Here is a 15,661-nt window from a genome sequence, read left to right as displayed (position 1 = left end):
GTTCTGTACCGGACATAAATTTTGTGTTCACCGAAGATCCAGTGTGGGAGCGGGCTTGCTCGCGAAGGCGGTAGATCAGCTCGCAGTGATGTTGAATGTGCCGGCGCCATCGCGAGCAAGCTCGCTCCCACCAAGAACTCAGCACCAGTCAATGCCCCACCGCCATCTCGACCTGGCCGGACTGCGGTGTCACGATGTCCCCCAAGTCGATGTGTTTCCAAGCCGGTTTCGCCCCCAACCGCGCATTAAAACGATAGTTGAAAGTGAAATCATCATCGGTGGGTTGGCTCAGGGATTTCCCATAGGCCGATTCAACCCCAGCCGGGTCGTAACCCATCAACTGCAATAGCGTCGGGAAGATGTTGTAGTGGCTGGAGCGGTCCTTGTTCCGGGCCCAGGCGTTGCGCCAATCAAGGGTCTGCAATTGGCTGCCCTGGATCACCACCAACGGCACCAACCCCTCTTCGGCCACCGGGTTGCTGTCGCAATGGGTGTTTAGCCCTGGGTTGCCGCGCTCGTGCAAGTCCTGGCCATGGTCGGAGGTGTAGATCAACACGGCACGGCTCAAATCGGCCTGCTGGAAGATTCGCGTGAAGAACTCGCCGATGTTCCACAGCAAAGTGTTCTGGTAGGCGTTGCGGTACAACACCCAATCATCTTTCTGCCCATTGAAGCCCTCGCGGCTGCCGGTATCGGTCACTTCCTGGAACTGCCCGCGCGGCAAGGCCGGGCGATAGCTCATGAAGTCATCGGGGTATTTGTCGTGTACCGGGAAATGCGCCCCGACCTTGTTGATCACCACCAGTTCGGCCTGGTGGTCGCCCAGCAGTTCGATCAACTTCGCCGCCGCCGCCATGTCGCGGTCACGCACGCGGGTCTGGTCGAATTGGACGAATTCGTCGATGTCTTGTTTTTCCAGTTCGGTCATCAGGTTCTGCAGGTTGCCGCCGGTGCGCTGGGCGTCGATGTAGACGGTGCGCAAGCCGGCCTTCTTGGCGTACTGCCAGATCGACGGGCGGGTGCTGTTGATGCGTATGTAGTCGTCCCGCGTCCCCCCGTAGCGCAAGGTGACATTGGTGTCGGCGCTGCAGTTGGCGATGGAAGCCGCGTAGCCGAAATTGAAGATGTCCACGCCCTCGGGCGGCGTCTTCAGGCTGCTGTGCACGCCAAACGGCGCGTTGATATCCAGGTAATTGCCGCCGACGCTTTCATCGATGATCAGCACGATGTCCTGCTCGTTCAAAGACGATCGCCGCTTAAGGTTGACCGGCTCCCGGGGGCCGATAGTGTTGTGCAAGGACTCGTAGGCAAAGAGATTCAAATAGACCAACGGCGTGTACATCACCGGCAGGCCCCGCGCGCCCTCGCCCGCCCGCACGAACAGCACGCCACTGAGCAACACCACGCCCAGCATGGGTGCGAGCACCGGCAGATAACCGGGCACTCGCAGCGCCCGCCGAGGCTTGAGGGCGATGCCGAACAACAGCAACAAGCCGCCGATCACCGCGTTGATGATCACCTCGCGATACTGATAGGCCGCCTCTTGGATAAACCCTCCCGAGTACACCAGCGAAACGAACTGGCTGTAGGTCAGGTAACTGTCCGTGACCTGGGTGTACACCTCGAAAAAAACCGCTGAAACAAACAGCGCCAAGGCAAACACATGCCTGACCAAGGTCTGGCGGATGTAGGCGCACATCCACAGCGCCACCACCAATAGCACGAACATGGCGCCGAACAGCAAGGTCGCCAAGCCCAGGCCCAACGCATCGAGACGGTCGAGGTAATAGGCGTACCCCTTGAGCAGGTACAGAAACAGCAGCAATTCCTTGAGGTAGCGGGCCATGTTTTCCTCGACCGGATCGCGGTGTCAAAAGCGCTTCGTTCCTGCACGTTAGCAGCCGATCTGCAAAGCGCAAGAAACGCCCCTCCCAATCACGCGTCAAAAAAAAGTTACCCCAAAAACGACACGAAAACACGTTACAAAATATAAAAATCTATGGATAACGACCGTTTATCGCTTTGTTAAATGCCATTTACACCCAGCAAAACAGCCACTTTGCTAGAACAGTCAATGACTTGATATCAAAAGGCCCGGTTTCACTTGAATTGCCAACACTGACAACTGTCATTTTGCTGACACGCTTTTCTGAAGCTGCGCTATACCCCTCTAAACAGTTTCATCCGAGTTACATCATTCGGTCTGCGAGGCGCGCCAAAAATGGACGTGAGCGTATTTGGTACGGGGTATGTCGGGTTGATCCAGGCGGCCGCAATGGCCGACGTCGGACACCGCGTTCTGTGCATCGACATCGACCCGAACAAGATCCGGCAGCTGCAACAGGCCGTGCCGACCATCAGCGAGCCGGGGCTGTCCGATCTGCTCGAAGACAACATCAAGGCCGGACGCTTGTCGTTCAGTTCCCAGGCCAGTGACGCGGTCAATCATGGCGAGCTGATCTTCATCGCCGTCGGCACCCCCGCCGATGAAGACGGCTCGGCCGACCTGAGCCATGTGCTGGCCGTCACCCGGCAGATCGCCGATTTCATGGACAGCGATCGCACCCTGGTCATCAAGTCCACGGTGCCGGTGGGCACCGCCGACAAGGTGGCCGAATGCGCCCGCCAGGCGCTGGCTCGGCGAGGCCTGAAACAGCTGAATGTGCGGGTAGTGTCCAATCCCGAATTCCTCAAGGAAGGCAGCGCCCTGGCCGATTGCATGCGCCCGGACCGGATCATCGTCGGCACCGCCGACCTGGTGGCCCGCGACCAGATGACGGAGCTCTATGCGCCCTTCTGCCGCAACCACGAAAAACTGATGTTCATGGACAACCGCAGCGCCGAACTGACCAAGTACGCCGCCAATGCCATGCTCGCCACCCGCATCAGCTTCATGAACGAACTGGCCAACCTCACCGAACGCTTGGGCGCCGACATCGAAGCGGTGCGCAAGGGCATCGGCTCGGACCCGCGCATCGGCTACCACTTCATCTACCCCGGCTGTGGTTTCGGCGGTTCTTGCTTTCCCAAGGACCTGCGGGCCCTGTTGCACACCGCCGAACAAAGCGGCATGCCGCTGCGCCTGCTGCGCAGCGTCACCGACGTCAACGACAGCCAACGGCACATCCTCTTCGAGAAACTGGCAAAGCAATTCCAGGATGGCCTGGCCGGCAAGTCGATTGCCATCTGGGGCCTGGCGTTCAAGCCCAACACCGATGACATGCGCGAAGCCCCCAGCCGCTACCTGATGGAAGCGCTGTGGCGTGAAGGCGCAAGGGTCCAGGCCTATGACCCGGAAGCCATGTCCGAGTGCCGTCGCCTCTACGGCTACCGCAAGGACCTGAACCTGTGCGCCACCCGCGATGACACCCTGGAGGACGCCGACGCCCTGGTGATCTGCACCGAGTGGAAGAACTTTCGCGTGGTGGATTTCGACCTGCTGGCCAGCAAGTTGCGCGCCCGGGTGATCATCGATGGCCGCAACCTGTACAACCCCGAACACTTGGCCGCCGCCGGGCTCTTGTACCGCGGTATCGGGCTGCGCCACACCGTGCCCGGCACTCCGGCAACAGGGCCGCAAGCGTGAACATCCTGGTCACCGGCGCAGCCGGTTTCATCGGCGCCCATGTCGTGCTGCGGCTGCTGCGCGACGGTCATCGGGTGTGCGGGCTGGACAATTTCAACGACTACTACGACCCACAGCTCAAGCACGACCGCGTGGCATGGGTGAACGACCAGGTCGGCACCTTTCCCTTGGCGCGGCTCGACCTGGCCGACGCGCCGGCCATCGACGAACTGTTCCAGACCCGGCGCCCGGACGTGGTGATTCACCTCGCGGCCCAGGCCGGCGTGCGTTACTCCCTGGAAAACCCGCAGGCCTATGTCGACAGCAACATCAGCGGGTTCCTGAGCATCCTGGAAAGCTGCCGCCGGTATCCGGTCAAGCACCTGATCTACGCCTCCTCGAGCTCGGTGTACGGCGCCAACCCGCGCACGCCGTATTCGGTGCGGGACAACGTCGATCATCCGCTGTCGCTGTACGCGGCAAGTAAAAAAGCCAACGAGCTGATGGCCCACAGCTACAGCCACCTGTTCGGCATTCCCTGCACCGGCCTGCGCTTCTTTACCGTGTACGGTCCCTGGGGCCGGCCGGACATGTCGCCGATCCAGTTTGCCCGCGCCATTGCCGAAGGCAGAGTGCTGCAGTTGTTCAACCACGGCGAGCACCAACGGGATTTCACCTACATCGACGACATCGTCGAAAGCATCGCCCGCCTGATCGACCGTGCGCCCCAGGTCACGCCCTTGCTGGATCACGAACAACCGGACCCGGCCACCAGCCGGGCGCCCTGGCGGATCTACAACATCGGCGGACAACACCCGGTGGCGCTGCGCACCTATGTCGCGCTGCTGGAAAAACACCTGGGACGAACCGCCCACGTCGAGCTGCTGCCGCTGCAAGCCGGAGATGTGCTCAACACCTGCGCCGACGCCAGCGACCTGGCGCGGGCCACCGGTTTCAAACCCTGCATCGAACTGGACGACGGCCTGGGTCGCTTCATCCAGTGGTTCCGCGATTACTACCCCCTGCCCGCCCACACGCCGCTCGCGGCCCAACCTCAGCGGAGGAGTCTATGACTCGACATGAACAAGCCATCGAGATCAATGTCCCGAGACGCGACAAACGGGTCGACCCCGACCACCGCAGGCGCCTGGACGCAGCGATCCACCGTCAGGGCCGTGGTTGGTTGACCGGTCGCGACGGCGGTCGCCCCTGGACGGTCTCGCGCACCAATCGGGTGGTGGCCTGCCTCGGCGCACTGGCGATCCTGGTGGTGTTCTGCCCACTGCTGCTGGGCCTGGCACTGCTGGTCAAACTTTCCAGCCCTGGCCCGGTGCTGTTCATACAGAAACGCACCGGTTATCGCGGGCGGGTGTTCGGCATGTACAAATTCCGCACCATGGTCGCCAACGCCGAGGCGCTCAAGGAGTCGCTGCGCCACCTCAACAAACACGGTGCCGATGCCATCGACTTCAAGATCGACAACGACCCGCGCATCACACCCATCGGCCGGTTCCTGCGTCGCAGCAGCCTCGACGAACTGCCGAACCTGATCAACGTCGTGACCGGCGACATGCGCCTGGTGGGCCCGCGGCCGACCTCGTTCAACGCTTATCGCTACAAGGACAACCATCTTGTGCGCCTGAGCATCTACCCCGGCATGACCGGCCTGTGGCAGATCTCCGGACGCAGCAATATCGACTTCGACCAGCGCGTGGAATTGGACCTCAGCTACATCGCTGAACAAAGCCTGTGGCTGGATGTGAAGATCCTGATGCAAACCCCCTTCAAAGTTTTCAGCGGCCACGGAGCGAGTTAAATGGACGGTTCAACGAATATCCTGACCATAGCCAGCCCGAGCGAGACCAACCTGACCTCGACCGTGCTCGACCCTTCCCTGCGGATCCTGCTCTTGACGTCCGCCAACACCGGCACCGGCACCAGCACCAGTGCCATGGCGCTGGCCGCTCAACTGGCGCAGATGAGCAGCGGGCGCGTGTTACTGGTGGATGCGAGCCAGTCGCCGCACAACCTCAGCCAGCAATTGTCGCTGCACAAGGAACGCGGTTTCACCGACCTGCTGTTCAACAGCCTGGCGCCGCCCTTGTTGCAGGATTGCGTGGTGCAGGCGTCCAGCCTGCCCTTCGACATGCTGCCCCACGGTCGTCTGGGCCGCAATGCCGAGCAGCTGAGCCCCGAGCGCCTGCGCCCGCTGTTCAGGCAACTGGCGGCGCAGTACCGCTTTGTGGTGATTGACGCCGACGCGGTGTACTCGGCCAGCGACACACTGGTGCTCAGCACCCAGGTGGATGGCGTGGTGCTGGTGGTGCGCGGTGAAGACACCCGCTGGGAAGTGGCCCAGGCCGCCCGCCAGCGCTTGTCCCAGGCGGGCGCGAAAGTGGTGGGCAGCGTGTTCAATCGCCGCAAGTACTACATGCCCAAATGGCTCTACAACAACCTGTAAGCCCGCAGAAGGATGATGAGATGAACGCCAGAATGCTTGTCCTGCTGTTGCTGCCGCTTGCCGGTTGCTCCAGCACCACCGATACCCGTTCGATGCCGGTGCAGATCCTCACGGCCGCGCCGGCCAACGCCCAGGCCACTGACATGCCCAAGGTCGAACAGACCCTGAGGCCGCAGGATGTGCTGGATGTGATTTTTCACATCGACACCACCTCTTCCCAGGCTTACCGCGTGCAACCGGGCGACCAGGTTGCCCTGAGCTTCACCGCCGCCAGCCAACTCAACGGCACGCAACAGGTGATGCCCGACGGCAGTATCGAACTGCCGGGGGCCAACACCTCGGTGAAAGTCTCCGGCCTGACCACCGACGAGGCGCGCCTGGCAGTGCAGCGCGCCTACAACCAGAAGATGCTGTTCCAGCCCAATCGCAACCAATTGACCGTAATGGTGACCAGCCCGCTGTCCGGCGAGACGAACCTGCGAAACACCTTGACCCACCCGGCCACCGGCATGAGTCGGGAAATCATCGTGGGTCGGGATGGCTACGCCAGCTTCCCGGAAATCGGTGCCGTGCCGTTGCAAGGCATGACCGTCACGCAGCTGGAAACCTTCCTCAACGAGCGCTATGCCCAACTGCCCGGCCACATGACGGTGGACGTGCTGCTCAAATCCACCGGCGGCAACGAGATCTACGTCCTCGGTGAAGTGGCCCAACCCGGTTCCTACCCGATCCGTCGACCGATCTCCGTTCTCGAGGCACTGACCCTGGCACGGGGCACAAACGTCAAGGCAAGGCTCGACTCGGTGGTGATCATGCGTCGCAACGGCAATCAGGTTGAAGCCCGCCACTACGACGTGGAGAAGGCCCTGAGCGGAGACGCCTCCCAGATCGCCTACCTGCAGCCGGAAGACATGCTGTTCGTGCCCAAGACCGGCCTGGCCAAAGCCGGTGAAATGGCCCGGCAATTGGCCGATGTGGTGCTGTTCCAAGGCGTTGGTGTCAGCTTCGGCTACGACCTCGACAAAAACAGCGACAGCAACTGACCCAGGTGACCGATCATGACCCCCAAGGAAAACTATTTGCACGAGTTCTTCAGGATCTTCTTCGCCAACAAGCAGTGGGTGAAGCGCATCTTCCTGATTTTTGCCGTGATCGCCCTGGTGCTGCCCTTGATGCTCAAACAGAGCTTCGATATCACCGCCCAGGTGATCGTCCAGTCGAAAAAACTTTCCCAAGGCGACGCCACGACTTCGCTGAACCAGGAAAACGCGACGTTCGTTCCACCGACACTGTCGGACATGGAAACCGAGAGCAACATCCTGCGCTCGCCGGCGTTGATTCGCGAAACCATCAAGACGCTGCGCGACCAGGGCGAGTACACCCCAAGTCCGGGCATCCTCAACAAGTGGGTGAGCGAACCGCTCAAGCGCTACGTCACCCAGCCATTGCGTGAGTACGTCATCAACCCGTTGCGCGACGGCTTGGGACTCGAGGTCGATCCGGTACGCGACACCGTGCTCGATACGCTGACCGACGAGGCCATTGAAAACCTGAAGATCGAGACCTTGCCCGGCTCCAACGTCATCTCCATTGTCTACAGCTTCGGCGACCCGGCCCAGGGCACCCGGTTCGTGGCGCAACTGCTGGAAAACTACCTCACCGGTCGCCAGGACCTGCAATCGATAGAGTTGCCCCAGACGTTCTACGAGCAGAAAAAAGTCCAGTACCAGGCCCGCCTTGACGGCTTGGAGGGCAACCGCCTGACGCTGCTTGAAGGCGTGGGTTCTTCCGATCCCAAGGAAGAAATCACGTTTCGCTTGAATGCGATCAACACCGAGGAGCAGGCCCTGAACCTGTACCAAGACCGTCTATTGCAAGGCCAACGCTGGCTGGATTACCTCAAGACCAGCCTGGCGGCGGCGAACAGCGCGCGATTCAACGACTACACCTTCCCATTCACCTTCACCACCACCATGGACAACATTGCCTTCGAAGACCGGGAAATCAGGCAAATGAGCGAGCAATTGACCAGCCAGGTCAGCCGCTACCTCAACGACCTGGCGATCTTCCAGCCCAGCAGCGAACCCATGCTGCTGGCCCGGGAGCAGATCATGCGCACTCGCCAGCAATTCCTCAAAGTGGTGAACAACCGCATCCAGGAACGCACCACCGACCTGGCGGTGGTCAGTTCGGTGATCAACCAGAAGGTCGAACGTATCGCCGCCTTCAAGGAGCGCATCCACCAACTTCAGGAAACCCAGAGCAAACTGCGGCAGATGGACACCGAGATCAACGCCCTGCATGCGGCGTTCTCCACCTATGCCCAACGGTTCGCCGAAGCCAGCTCCGCCCGTTCACTGGACAACGACCTGTCCAACGCCCGGGTACTGAGTCCGCCTTTCGAACCCACCTCTGCGGCGTTTCCCAAGCCGATGCTGATCATCGTCTTCGGCTTGTTCAGCGGCCTGCTGTTGGCGATCGCCCTGGTCTATGTGCGTGAGTTCTTCGACCATCGCTTCAAGCATCCGGCGCAAATCGGCCACCAATTGGACCTCCCGGTGCTGCTGGTGATCAACGAGCAGTCGCCCGAGCAGATCAACCCGCACCGCAACTGGAGCGTGCCCAGCCTTGTCCATTGGGTGAAAAATTGAACGCGCCGTTCAGCCCGTCCCACGGCAGCCCTCCCCTGTCGATCATTCATCTGCTCGGCAGCGGTGGTTTCTATGGGGCCGAGCGGATGCTGCTCGACCATTGCGTGGCGACACCTGGCCAGCATCAGGTGCTGTTCCTGGCGGCGCCGCCGACCTTGATCACGCGGTTCCGCCAGGCCGGAATCGACTGTCACCACTGCGCCAGTTGGCCCGAACTGTTGCAGCATCTGCGGCAACGGCGCGCCGAGCGCCCGCTGATCAATACGCACAACTTCAAGGGCCTGTTGTTCGGCTGGGCCGCGGCGACCCTGTTGCGCCTGCCGTTGGTGATCACGCAGCACGGCTTTACGCCGCGCAGCCCCAAGCAGCGGTTCTATACGTGGTTGAGTCTGCAACTGTGCCGTACCGCGCCGGTCAAGCGCGTGGTGTGCGTAGCCGAAAGCATCGCGGCGCTGCACCGCCAGGCCAGCGTGAACGCAAAGAAACTCGACGTGATCCCCAACGGTCTGCCGGCCGTCACGACGCCGCTGCCCCATCGCGACGACAGGCAACGCTGGCGGGTCGGCTATGTCGGCCGCTTGAGCAACGAGAAAGGCCCGGACCTGTTCCTCGACGCGATGATTCCGTTGTGCAAGCGCCATGCCTCGCTACACGCGGTCATGCTCGGCGACGGGCCGGAACGCCAGCCCTTGCTCAAGCGCATCGTTGACGCCGGGCTGCCCATGCGCATCGAATTGCCCGGTTATCAGACGGACATGAACGACTGGTGGAGTCGCCTCGATGTGCTGGTGATCAGTTCACGCACCGAAGGCACGCCGATGATCCTGCTCGAAGCCATGCAGGCCGGCGTGCCCGTGGTGGCGTTCGGCGTCGGTGGCATTCCCGATATCCTGCAAGACCGCCACAACGGCCTGCTCGCCGCGCCGGCCGACAGCGAAGAATTGGCACGCCAGATCGAAACGCTGTTCAGCGAACCGCACCTGGCGCGGATCCTCGCCGACAACGCGCGCCGCACCCAACGCGACCGTTACGACCTGCGCATGCTGGCCGAACGCTGGTCGCAACTCTATATCCGCACGGCACGGGAGGCTCGGCCATGATCGTCCCGCTCTCGATCGTCGGTCTGCTGGGGCTGGTGTGCCTGGCATTGCTGGCCAGCCCTTATCCGTTTCTCGCACCGGGTGCAGTGCTCGGGCTGGTGGGTGTTGCTGCGCTGTACCGCAAGCCCGCCTGGGGTTTGCTGGGCATTGCCGCGCTGCTGCCATTCGAAGGCCTGTTCAAGGACAACACGTTGTCCGGCAGCAAATTCCTCGGCGTGGCGCTGATCCTGATCTTGATGCTGCAGTTGGCGTTGCACCAAATCCCTGCGACGCGCTTGCGTAGCAATATCTGGAAGCCATTGCTCGGCTTTATGGTGTTGTATGGCTTGAGCCTGTTGATCTCGGAAAACATGGACCTGTCCCTGACGCAGATGCGCGAACTCGCAGTAGGACCGATCCTGTTCATGATCACCTTGTTGATCGGTCGCGAACTGAACCTGGAGATGTTCGCCCGGCTGATGACCGTGAGCGTCGCCGCGACCTGCGTGCTCGCGATGTTTTCAGCCAAATACCAGGAACAGGGCCGTGCCTTGGGTTTGCTGGAAGACCCGAACGCCTTTGCGCTGTTGATTGCGTTTACCGTACCGCTGGCATTGTTGTTGACCCTACGCAGCCAGAACCTGCTGCACCGGTTGTTCTGGGGTGGCGGTTTAATCCTGTTGCTGGGTGGAATGACCAAGACCGAATCGCGTTCAGGACTGGTCGTGTTGTTGCTGACTCTGATGATCGGGTTGTATCACTATCGGGCGCAGCTACCACGCGTGCGTCCTCGTCACCTGGGGTTCGCGATGCTTGGCCTGGCACTCATGGTCCCAGCGACAATCGTCTTGATGCCTGCCAGCTACGTGGCGCGCATCCAGTCATTGAGCATCCTCAGCGCCGGCACCAACGACCACAAGGATGGATCCCTGGGTCGCCGCGCCTCATACATCGTGGTGGGCAGCCAGATGATCCGCGAGAAGCCGATACTCGGTTCGGGCCCCGGGACGTTTCCACAGCACTACGCCCCCACCGGCTACGCCAAGGCGTTCTCGGCCAATCGCAAACGGGGGGATCTGTACCGCCAGGCCCATAACACCTACCTGGAAATCTTCAGCGAAATCGGCGTACCCGGCGGCCTGATGTTTGTCGGCATCATCGGACTGGGCCTCTACAACCTGGTGCGCGCGCGCCAACTCTGGCTCCAGCGCCGGGACTGGGCCCAGGCGGACCTGTTGACGCACCTGGGCATGAGCTTCCTGTCGCTGGCGTTGTTCCTGATGTTCCTCAGCGCGCCGAACCACAAGTTACTGTGGATCATGCTCGCCTTGTCCAGCATCTTGCGCTACGACGCCGAGCAGGCCGCCCCGCAGGAGGCCCGTTCATGAGCCGCATCAGTATCGTCATCCCGATGTACAACGAGGCCCGGCACATCGGCCGCACGCTGCAGGCCGCGCAACGGGCCGCCAATGCCGCCCGTCTTGCGTGCGAGTTGATCGTGGTCGACAACGGCTCGCAGGATCAGGGCCCGGAGATTGCCCGGCAGTTCGGTGCGCAGGTTCTGGTGGTTCCAGGCGTGCTGATCGGCGCCCTGCGCAATCGCGGAGCGCAGGTTGCCAGCGGTGAATGGCTGGCCTTCATCGACGCCGACATCGAAATGCCCGAGGACTGGCTGACGCATTTGCTGGAGTTGGAGACCGCAGACGTCGCCGACGTATTCGGCCTGGACCTGTACACCCCCGCGCAAGCCCCCTGGTACGCCACGGCCTGGCATCGGCGGACCTCGCTCCCCTTGCGACACACCATGCAGCGCGTGGATTGGCTGCCCACCGCCAACCTGCTGATGCGCCGCCAATGGTTCGACAGGGCCGGCGGGTTCAACGAGACGCTGCGCACCGGTGAGGACAAGGACCTGACCCTGCGCCTGACAGCCAAGGGCGCACGGTTACTGTCGATCAATGAATACACCGCCCTGCACTGGGGCTACGAAATGAACTGGCGCGAATGGATGGGCAAGGAGCTGTGGCGCCAGGGCAGTCTGGTGCAATTGCTGCGTACCAATGGCTTGAGCCTGCGCCTGTTGCGCTTCCCGATGCTGGCTGTGCTTGTCTGGTTGCTGGACTTGCTGGCGATCTTCGCACTGGTCACTGGCGCGCCTCAACATGCACTCATGATGGGGCTGTTGACGACCGTTCCGGGGTTGGTGCTGAGTCTGCACCAGAGCCACAAGCACCGTAACCCATGCCTGACCCTGCAGCTCTGGGGCCTGCACTGGGTACGCCTGCACCTGGCCGGCGCCGCGCTCATCCTCAGCCTTTGTCATTGGAAAGCAAGGAGGCCTGCCCGTGGCTGAGTTCATGTTCTGGTTGTGCCTGTTACTGCCGGTATACGCCTACCTGGGTTACCCATTGCTGCTGACGCTCGCCGGGCCATTTTTCCCCAGGCCCAGGCCCGAGCCGCTGCCTGCGCAACGAGTCAGTGTGATCGTTGCCGCGCACAACGAACAGCGCAATATCGAGAACAAACTGCGCAATCTGCTGGCCCAGGACTATCAGGCGGCCAGCCTGCAGATCGTTGTCGCCAGCGACGGCTCCACCGACCAGACCGTGGCCCTGGCGCGCAGCTTCGAAGATCCGCGCATCGAGGTACTCGACCTGCCGCGCCAAGGCAAGAACAGTGTGCTCAACGCCGCGGTCAGTCGTTGCACGGGCGATATCCTGGTGTTTACCGATGCGGATGTTCACTGGCTCGACGGCACGTTGGAGCGCCTGCTGGCGCCGTTTGCCGATCCTGGGGTCGGCGGTACTGTCGGTAATATGAACATTCCCGTCCCAGGCTCAGGCCTGAGCGTGGGCGAAAGCCTGTACCGCCACTACGAAGCCTGGCTGCGCCGGGTGGAAAGTCGCACCGGGTGCACGGTCTCGGCCGACGGTGCGCTGCAGGCGTTGCGCCGCGAGCTGTACCAACCGATTCCAGCCCTGGTCAACGACGATTTTTTTATCAACACCTGCGCGCCGGTCACCGGCAAGCGCGTCGTCTATGTCGACGACGCCAAGGTGCTCGATCAAGGCGTGGACGAAGCCGGCCGACAGTTCAGCCGCCGCCAACGCGTCACCGTCGGCGGCCTGATCAGTCTGGCGGCCCGGCGTGAGCTGCTCAACCCGCTGCGCCATGGCCTGTACGCCATCGCATTGATCAGCCACAAGCTGATCCGCCGGCTGGCGCCGGTGCTCTTACTGCCCCTGCTGGTGGCCAACCTCTGGTTGCTCGATGAACATGGTTTCTATCGCCTGACCCTGTCTGCCCAACTACTCGGCTACGCCTTCGCCGTGGCCGGCCTGCTGGACGTGCGTCATCGCTTGCCCAGACCGTTTCGCCTCGCCGCGTTCGTGCTGGTGACCCTGGCCGGCATGGTCGCCGGCCTGTGGCAGTTCTTGCGCGGGCACAGCTACAACCAATGGACCCCCGATCAGACTCGATGAGTGCCTGACATGCCGATCAATACCCGCATCAAGACCACAATCAAGCGCACCGGCGGCTGGCTGTACCTGAACACGTCCCTGGGTCGCCATGCATTACGCGGCGCCGGCATCATTCTGATGTTGCACCGGGTACTGAACAACGACCGCGCCGCCGAACTGCCCCATCGAAACGAGCTGTGCGTAGGGCCCGAGGCGTTCGAACACTTGTTGATCTGGCTGCAACAGCATTTTGAATGCGTGCCATTGATGACCTTGTTGCTGGCCGATCCCGAAAGCGTTCCAAACCGTCCCCGGGTGGCCTTGACCTTCGACGACGGCTGGCGCGACAACGCCATGAACGCCTTTCCCCTATTGCGCCAGTACCAGGTGCCGGCGAGCATTTTCCTGTCCACCGATTTCGTTGGCAGCCGGCAGCATTTCTGGTGGGAAAGCATCGGTGAAACCCTGTGGGGCAGCCATGGGCAGGTGGCGCGGCGCTCGCTGATCGAGCACTTGCAGCACGTCGGCCGACCGTTACCAGTGCTGCTCGATGACATCGACGACGAGCGTCGCAGCCTGGCACTGATGCACTACCTGCAAAGCCTCAAGAGTCTCGATCCACGCACTTTGAGCGACCTCACCGAAACCTGCCCGCACGGTTCCCAACCCCAAGCGCTGGACTGGCCCCAGGTGCGCATGCTCGAGGATTCCGGCCTGGTCCGCTTCGGCCCCCATGGCGCCAGCCACGCGATCCTGACCGGGCTGGACGACCAGCGCCTGCATGAAGAACTGACCCGCAGTTGGACGGCCTTGGAAAATGGCTGTGCCCAGCCCTTGCCGGTGTATTGCTACCCCAACGGTGATAATGACGCGCGTGTGCGCGAGCAGGTGGCGGCCCACGGTTTTGCGTTCGCGCTGGGCACCGAGGCCGGACTGTATCGCCATGACAGCGACCCTCTGAACCTGCCACGTTTGGGCGTTAGCCAACGCAACGCCTGTCACCCTGAGTTATTGGCCTGGCGTATTCGCCAAGGAGCCCGTTCATGAACCGCACACGTTACCTCAGGCTCTTGGTGATGAGCATGGGCACGAGCCTGGCGATGATCGGCCTGCGCCTGTTGCGTAACGTGTTGCTGGCACGAATCCTGGGGCCCAGCGAACGCGGGCTGTTGGCGCTGCTCAGCACCCTGCCGGACCTGATCAGTGCCACCACCAGTGGGGGGCTGAATTCCGCCGTGGGTTATCAGGCGGCGCAGCATCGCTCGATGAGCCTGTTGCTCAGCCACGTGCTGGTCTTCGGTTGTCTGCTGGCGGGGTTGCTGACGCTGCTGGTGGTGGCGCTGGTACGTGAGTTCGGCGCCGAACTGGATATCACCGCACAACTGGGACTGCTGGCCTGGCTGCTGTTGCTGGCCGTGCCGCTGGCGGCGCTCAAGACCGGCCTTCTGACCCTGCACAATGCCTCCGGCGGCGTCGGCGCGTTCAACGCCTTGCGGCTGATGGAATCCCTGATCCCACTGTTGCTGTTCGTGGCGCTGTTCTGGATGTGGAAAGACAAGGCGCTGGAAGCGGCGCTGATCAGTTGGCTGGTGGGCCTGAGCCTGGTGGTGCTGGCGGGCTGGATGTGGTTGCGTCGCGATCATGCGATCACTCTGCACTGGGATCGCACCGGCCAGACCGAACTGTTGCGTTACGGTGTCCGCAGTCATCCGGACCTGTTGTTCCAGCAACTGATGACGCGCTCGGATTACCTGTTCATCGGCGCGCTGTTGGGCAGCACGGCGCTAGGGCACTACGCCATGGCCAGCGCGGCGGCCGAACTGCTGCATATCGTGCCGGAAGCGGTCACCACGCCACTGATGAAACGCCTGCTGCAGCAAGACTCGGACATGAGGCGCTTGACCCCCCTGGCCTTGCGCCTGACCGCCACGGCCATGCTGGGCGCCTGCCTGGGCATGATACTGGTCGGAGAATGGCTGATCGTTACCCTGTTCGGCATCGCCTATCAACCGGCGTACCCGGCCCTGCTGGCGCTGCTGCCAGGGGTGTTCGGGTTGTGCTATGCCAGCATCCTGCGCCTGGACCTGCTGGGCAAGAACCGCCCCGGCACCGTTTCGCTGCTGATGGGCGGGGGGGCGCTGTTGAACCTGATACTGAACCTGATTTTGATCCCGCGCTACGGCATCGTCGGCGCTGCCGCCGCGTCCTCGATCGCCTACCTGGGTGTCACCCTGGCAATGCTTGTAATGTACTGCCGCCTCAGCGGCGTGGCGCTGTGGCAGACGCTGATCATCCTGCCCAGCGATTTGCTGCCAATGCGTGAGATGCTATTGAGGAAATCCGCTTGAATACCGTCACCCGTCAGGCCGCCATCGCGAGCAGGCTTGCTCCCACAGGGTCCGGTGCCGGGCAAAGCACCCGTGCCCACTGCATAACCCTGGTGG

The 15,661-nt window shown here is 62.1% G+C and carries 13 protein-coding genes; 12 read left to right on the top strand and 1 reads right to left on the bottom strand.

Features of this window, described 5'->3' with window-relative positions; translation table 11 throughout:
- Window positions 1–148: 148 nt before the first annotated feature.
- Entirely contained in the window at window positions 149–1,846 is a 1,698-nt protein-coding gene (locus ACMTA2_RS11705; protein WP_413794968.1) for a sulfatase-like hydrolase/transferase, read from the bottom strand.
- A gap of 375 nt (window positions 1,847–2,221) precedes the next feature.
- Here ACMTA2_RS11705 and ACMTA2_RS11700 point away from each other — a divergent pair, with 375 nt between their 5' ends.
- From ACMTA2_RS11700 to ACMTA2_RS11645, 12 genes are read left to right on the top strand one after another with little or no spacing between them, the layout of a single operon-like run.
- The gene (locus ACMTA2_RS11700; RefSeq protein WP_413794967.1) at window positions 2,222–3,586 is read left to right on the top strand and encodes a UDP-glucose dehydrogenase family protein; all 1,365 of its coding nucleotides are present in this window, start codon (window positions 2,222–2,224) and stop codon (window positions 3,584–3,586) included.
- Complete coding sequence (locus tag ACMTA2_RS11695; protein ID WP_413794966.1) at window positions 3,583–4,638, top strand: NAD-dependent epimerase; 1,056 nt, start codon at window positions 3,583–3,585, stop codon at window positions 4,636–4,638. The genes ACMTA2_RS11700 and ACMTA2_RS11695 overlap by 4 nt, the downstream gene beginning before the upstream one ends.
- A complete protein-coding gene (locus ACMTA2_RS11690) occupies window positions 4,635–5,381 on the top strand; it encodes a sugar transferase (RefSeq protein ID WP_413794965.1) in 747 nt (248 codons plus the stop codon). Before ACMTA2_RS11695 ends, ACMTA2_RS11690 begins: the two co-directional genes overlap by 4 nt.
- Window positions 5,382–6,026 carry a CpsD/CapB family tyrosine-protein kinase gene (locus tag ACMTA2_RS11685; protein WP_413794964.1) on the top strand — a complete coding sequence of 215 codons (645 nt, stop codon included), beginning with the start codon at window positions 5,382–5,384 and terminating at the stop codon, window positions 6,024–6,026.
- A 20-nt stretch (window positions 6,027–6,046) separates the two neighbouring features.
- Window positions 6,047–7,069 carry a polysaccharide biosynthesis/export family protein gene (locus tag ACMTA2_RS11680; protein ID WP_413794963.1) on the top strand — a complete coding sequence of 341 codons (1,023 nt, stop codon included), beginning with the start codon at window positions 6,047–6,049 and terminating at the stop codon, window positions 7,067–7,069.
- A 15-nt stretch (window positions 7,070–7,084) separates the two neighbouring features.
- The gene (locus tag ACMTA2_RS11675) at window positions 7,085–8,677 is read left to right on the top strand and encodes a GumC family protein (protein WP_413794962.1); all 1,593 of its coding nucleotides are present in this window, start codon (window positions 7,085–7,087) and stop codon (window positions 8,675–8,677) included.
- Complete coding sequence (locus tag ACMTA2_RS11670) at window positions 8,674–9,777, top strand: glycosyltransferase family 4 protein (protein ID WP_413794961.1); 1,104 nt, start codon at window positions 8,674–8,676, stop codon at window positions 9,775–9,777. Before ACMTA2_RS11675 ends, ACMTA2_RS11670 begins: the two co-directional genes overlap by 4 nt.
- On the top strand, window positions 9,774–11,144 hold the full coding sequence (locus tag ACMTA2_RS11665; RefSeq protein ID WP_413794960.1) for an O-antigen ligase family protein: 1,371 nt from the start codon (window positions 9,774–9,776) through the stop codon (window positions 11,142–11,144). The genes ACMTA2_RS11670 and ACMTA2_RS11665 overlap by 4 nt, the downstream gene beginning before the upstream one ends.
- On the top strand, window positions 11,141–12,109 hold the full coding sequence (locus ACMTA2_RS11660) for a glycosyltransferase (protein ID WP_413794959.1): 969 nt from the start codon (window positions 11,141–11,143) through the stop codon (window positions 12,107–12,109). Before ACMTA2_RS11665 ends, ACMTA2_RS11660 begins: the two co-directional genes overlap by 4 nt.
- Window positions 12,102–13,238, top strand: a complete 1,137-nt coding sequence (locus tag ACMTA2_RS11655; protein ID WP_413794958.1) for a glycosyltransferase family 2 protein — start codon at window positions 12,102–12,104, stop codon at window positions 13,236–13,238. Before ACMTA2_RS11660 ends, ACMTA2_RS11655 begins: the two co-directional genes overlap by 8 nt.
- A 9-nt stretch (window positions 13,239–13,247) precedes the next feature.
- The gene (locus tag ACMTA2_RS11650) at window positions 13,248–14,264 is read left to right on the top strand and encodes a polysaccharide deacetylase family protein (protein ID WP_413794957.1); all 1,017 of its coding nucleotides are present in this window, start codon (window positions 13,248–13,250) and stop codon (window positions 14,262–14,264) included.
- Entirely contained in the window at window positions 14,261–15,565 is a 1,305-nt protein-coding gene (locus tag ACMTA2_RS11645) for an oligosaccharide flippase family protein (RefSeq protein WP_413794956.1), read from the top strand. Before ACMTA2_RS11650 ends, ACMTA2_RS11645 begins: the two co-directional genes overlap by 4 nt.
- Window positions 15,566–15,661 lie beyond the last annotated feature (96 nt).

The organism is Pseudomonas medicaginis (assembly GCF_965119365.1).
GTDB lineage: Bacteria > Pseudomonadota > Gammaproteobacteria > Pseudomonadales > Pseudomonadaceae > Aquipseudomonas.
The sequence above is the reverse complement of the archived record's forward strand: the minus strand, read 5'-3'. Positions and strand labels throughout refer to the sequence as shown.

Bases quoted from the DNA above. Each gene is read 5' to 3' on its own strand.
- ACMTA2_RS11705 (WP_413794968.1), bottom strand. From the start codon at position 1,846: ATGGCCCGCTACCTCAAGGAATTGCTGCTGTTTCTGTACCTGCTCAAG.
- ACMTA2_RS11700 (WP_413794967.1), top strand. From the start codon at position 2,222: ATGGACGTGAGCGTATTTGGTACGGGGTATGTCGGGTTGATCCAGGCG.
- ACMTA2_RS11690 (WP_413794965.1), top strand. From the start codon at position 4,635: ATGACTCGACATGAACAAGCCATCGAGATCAATGTCCCGAGACGCGAC.
- ACMTA2_RS11685 (WP_413794964.1), top strand. From the start codon at position 5,382: ATGGACGGTTCAACGAATATCCTGACCATAGCCAGCCCGAGCGAGACC.
- ACMTA2_RS11680 (WP_413794963.1), top strand. From the start codon at position 6,047: ATGAACGCCAGAATGCTTGTCCTGCTGTTGCTGCCGCTTGCCGGTTGC.
- ACMTA2_RS11675 (WP_413794962.1), top strand. From the start codon at position 7,085: ATGACCCCCAAGGAAAACTATTTGCACGAGTTCTTCAGGATCTTCTTC.
- ACMTA2_RS11665 (WP_413794960.1), top strand. From the start codon at position 9,774: ATGATCGTCCCGCTCTCGATCGTCGGTCTGCTGGGGCTGGTGTGCCTG.
- ACMTA2_RS11660 (WP_413794959.1), top strand. From the start codon at position 11,141: ATGAGCCGCATCAGTATCGTCATCCCGATGTACAACGAGGCCCGGCAC.
- ACMTA2_RS11650 (WP_413794957.1), top strand. From the start codon at position 13,248: ATGCCGATCAATACCCGCATCAAGACCACAATCAAGCGCACCGGCGGC.
- ACMTA2_RS11645 (WP_413794956.1), top strand. From the start codon at position 14,261: ATGAACCGCACACGTTACCTCAGGCTCTTGGTGATGAGCATGGGCACG.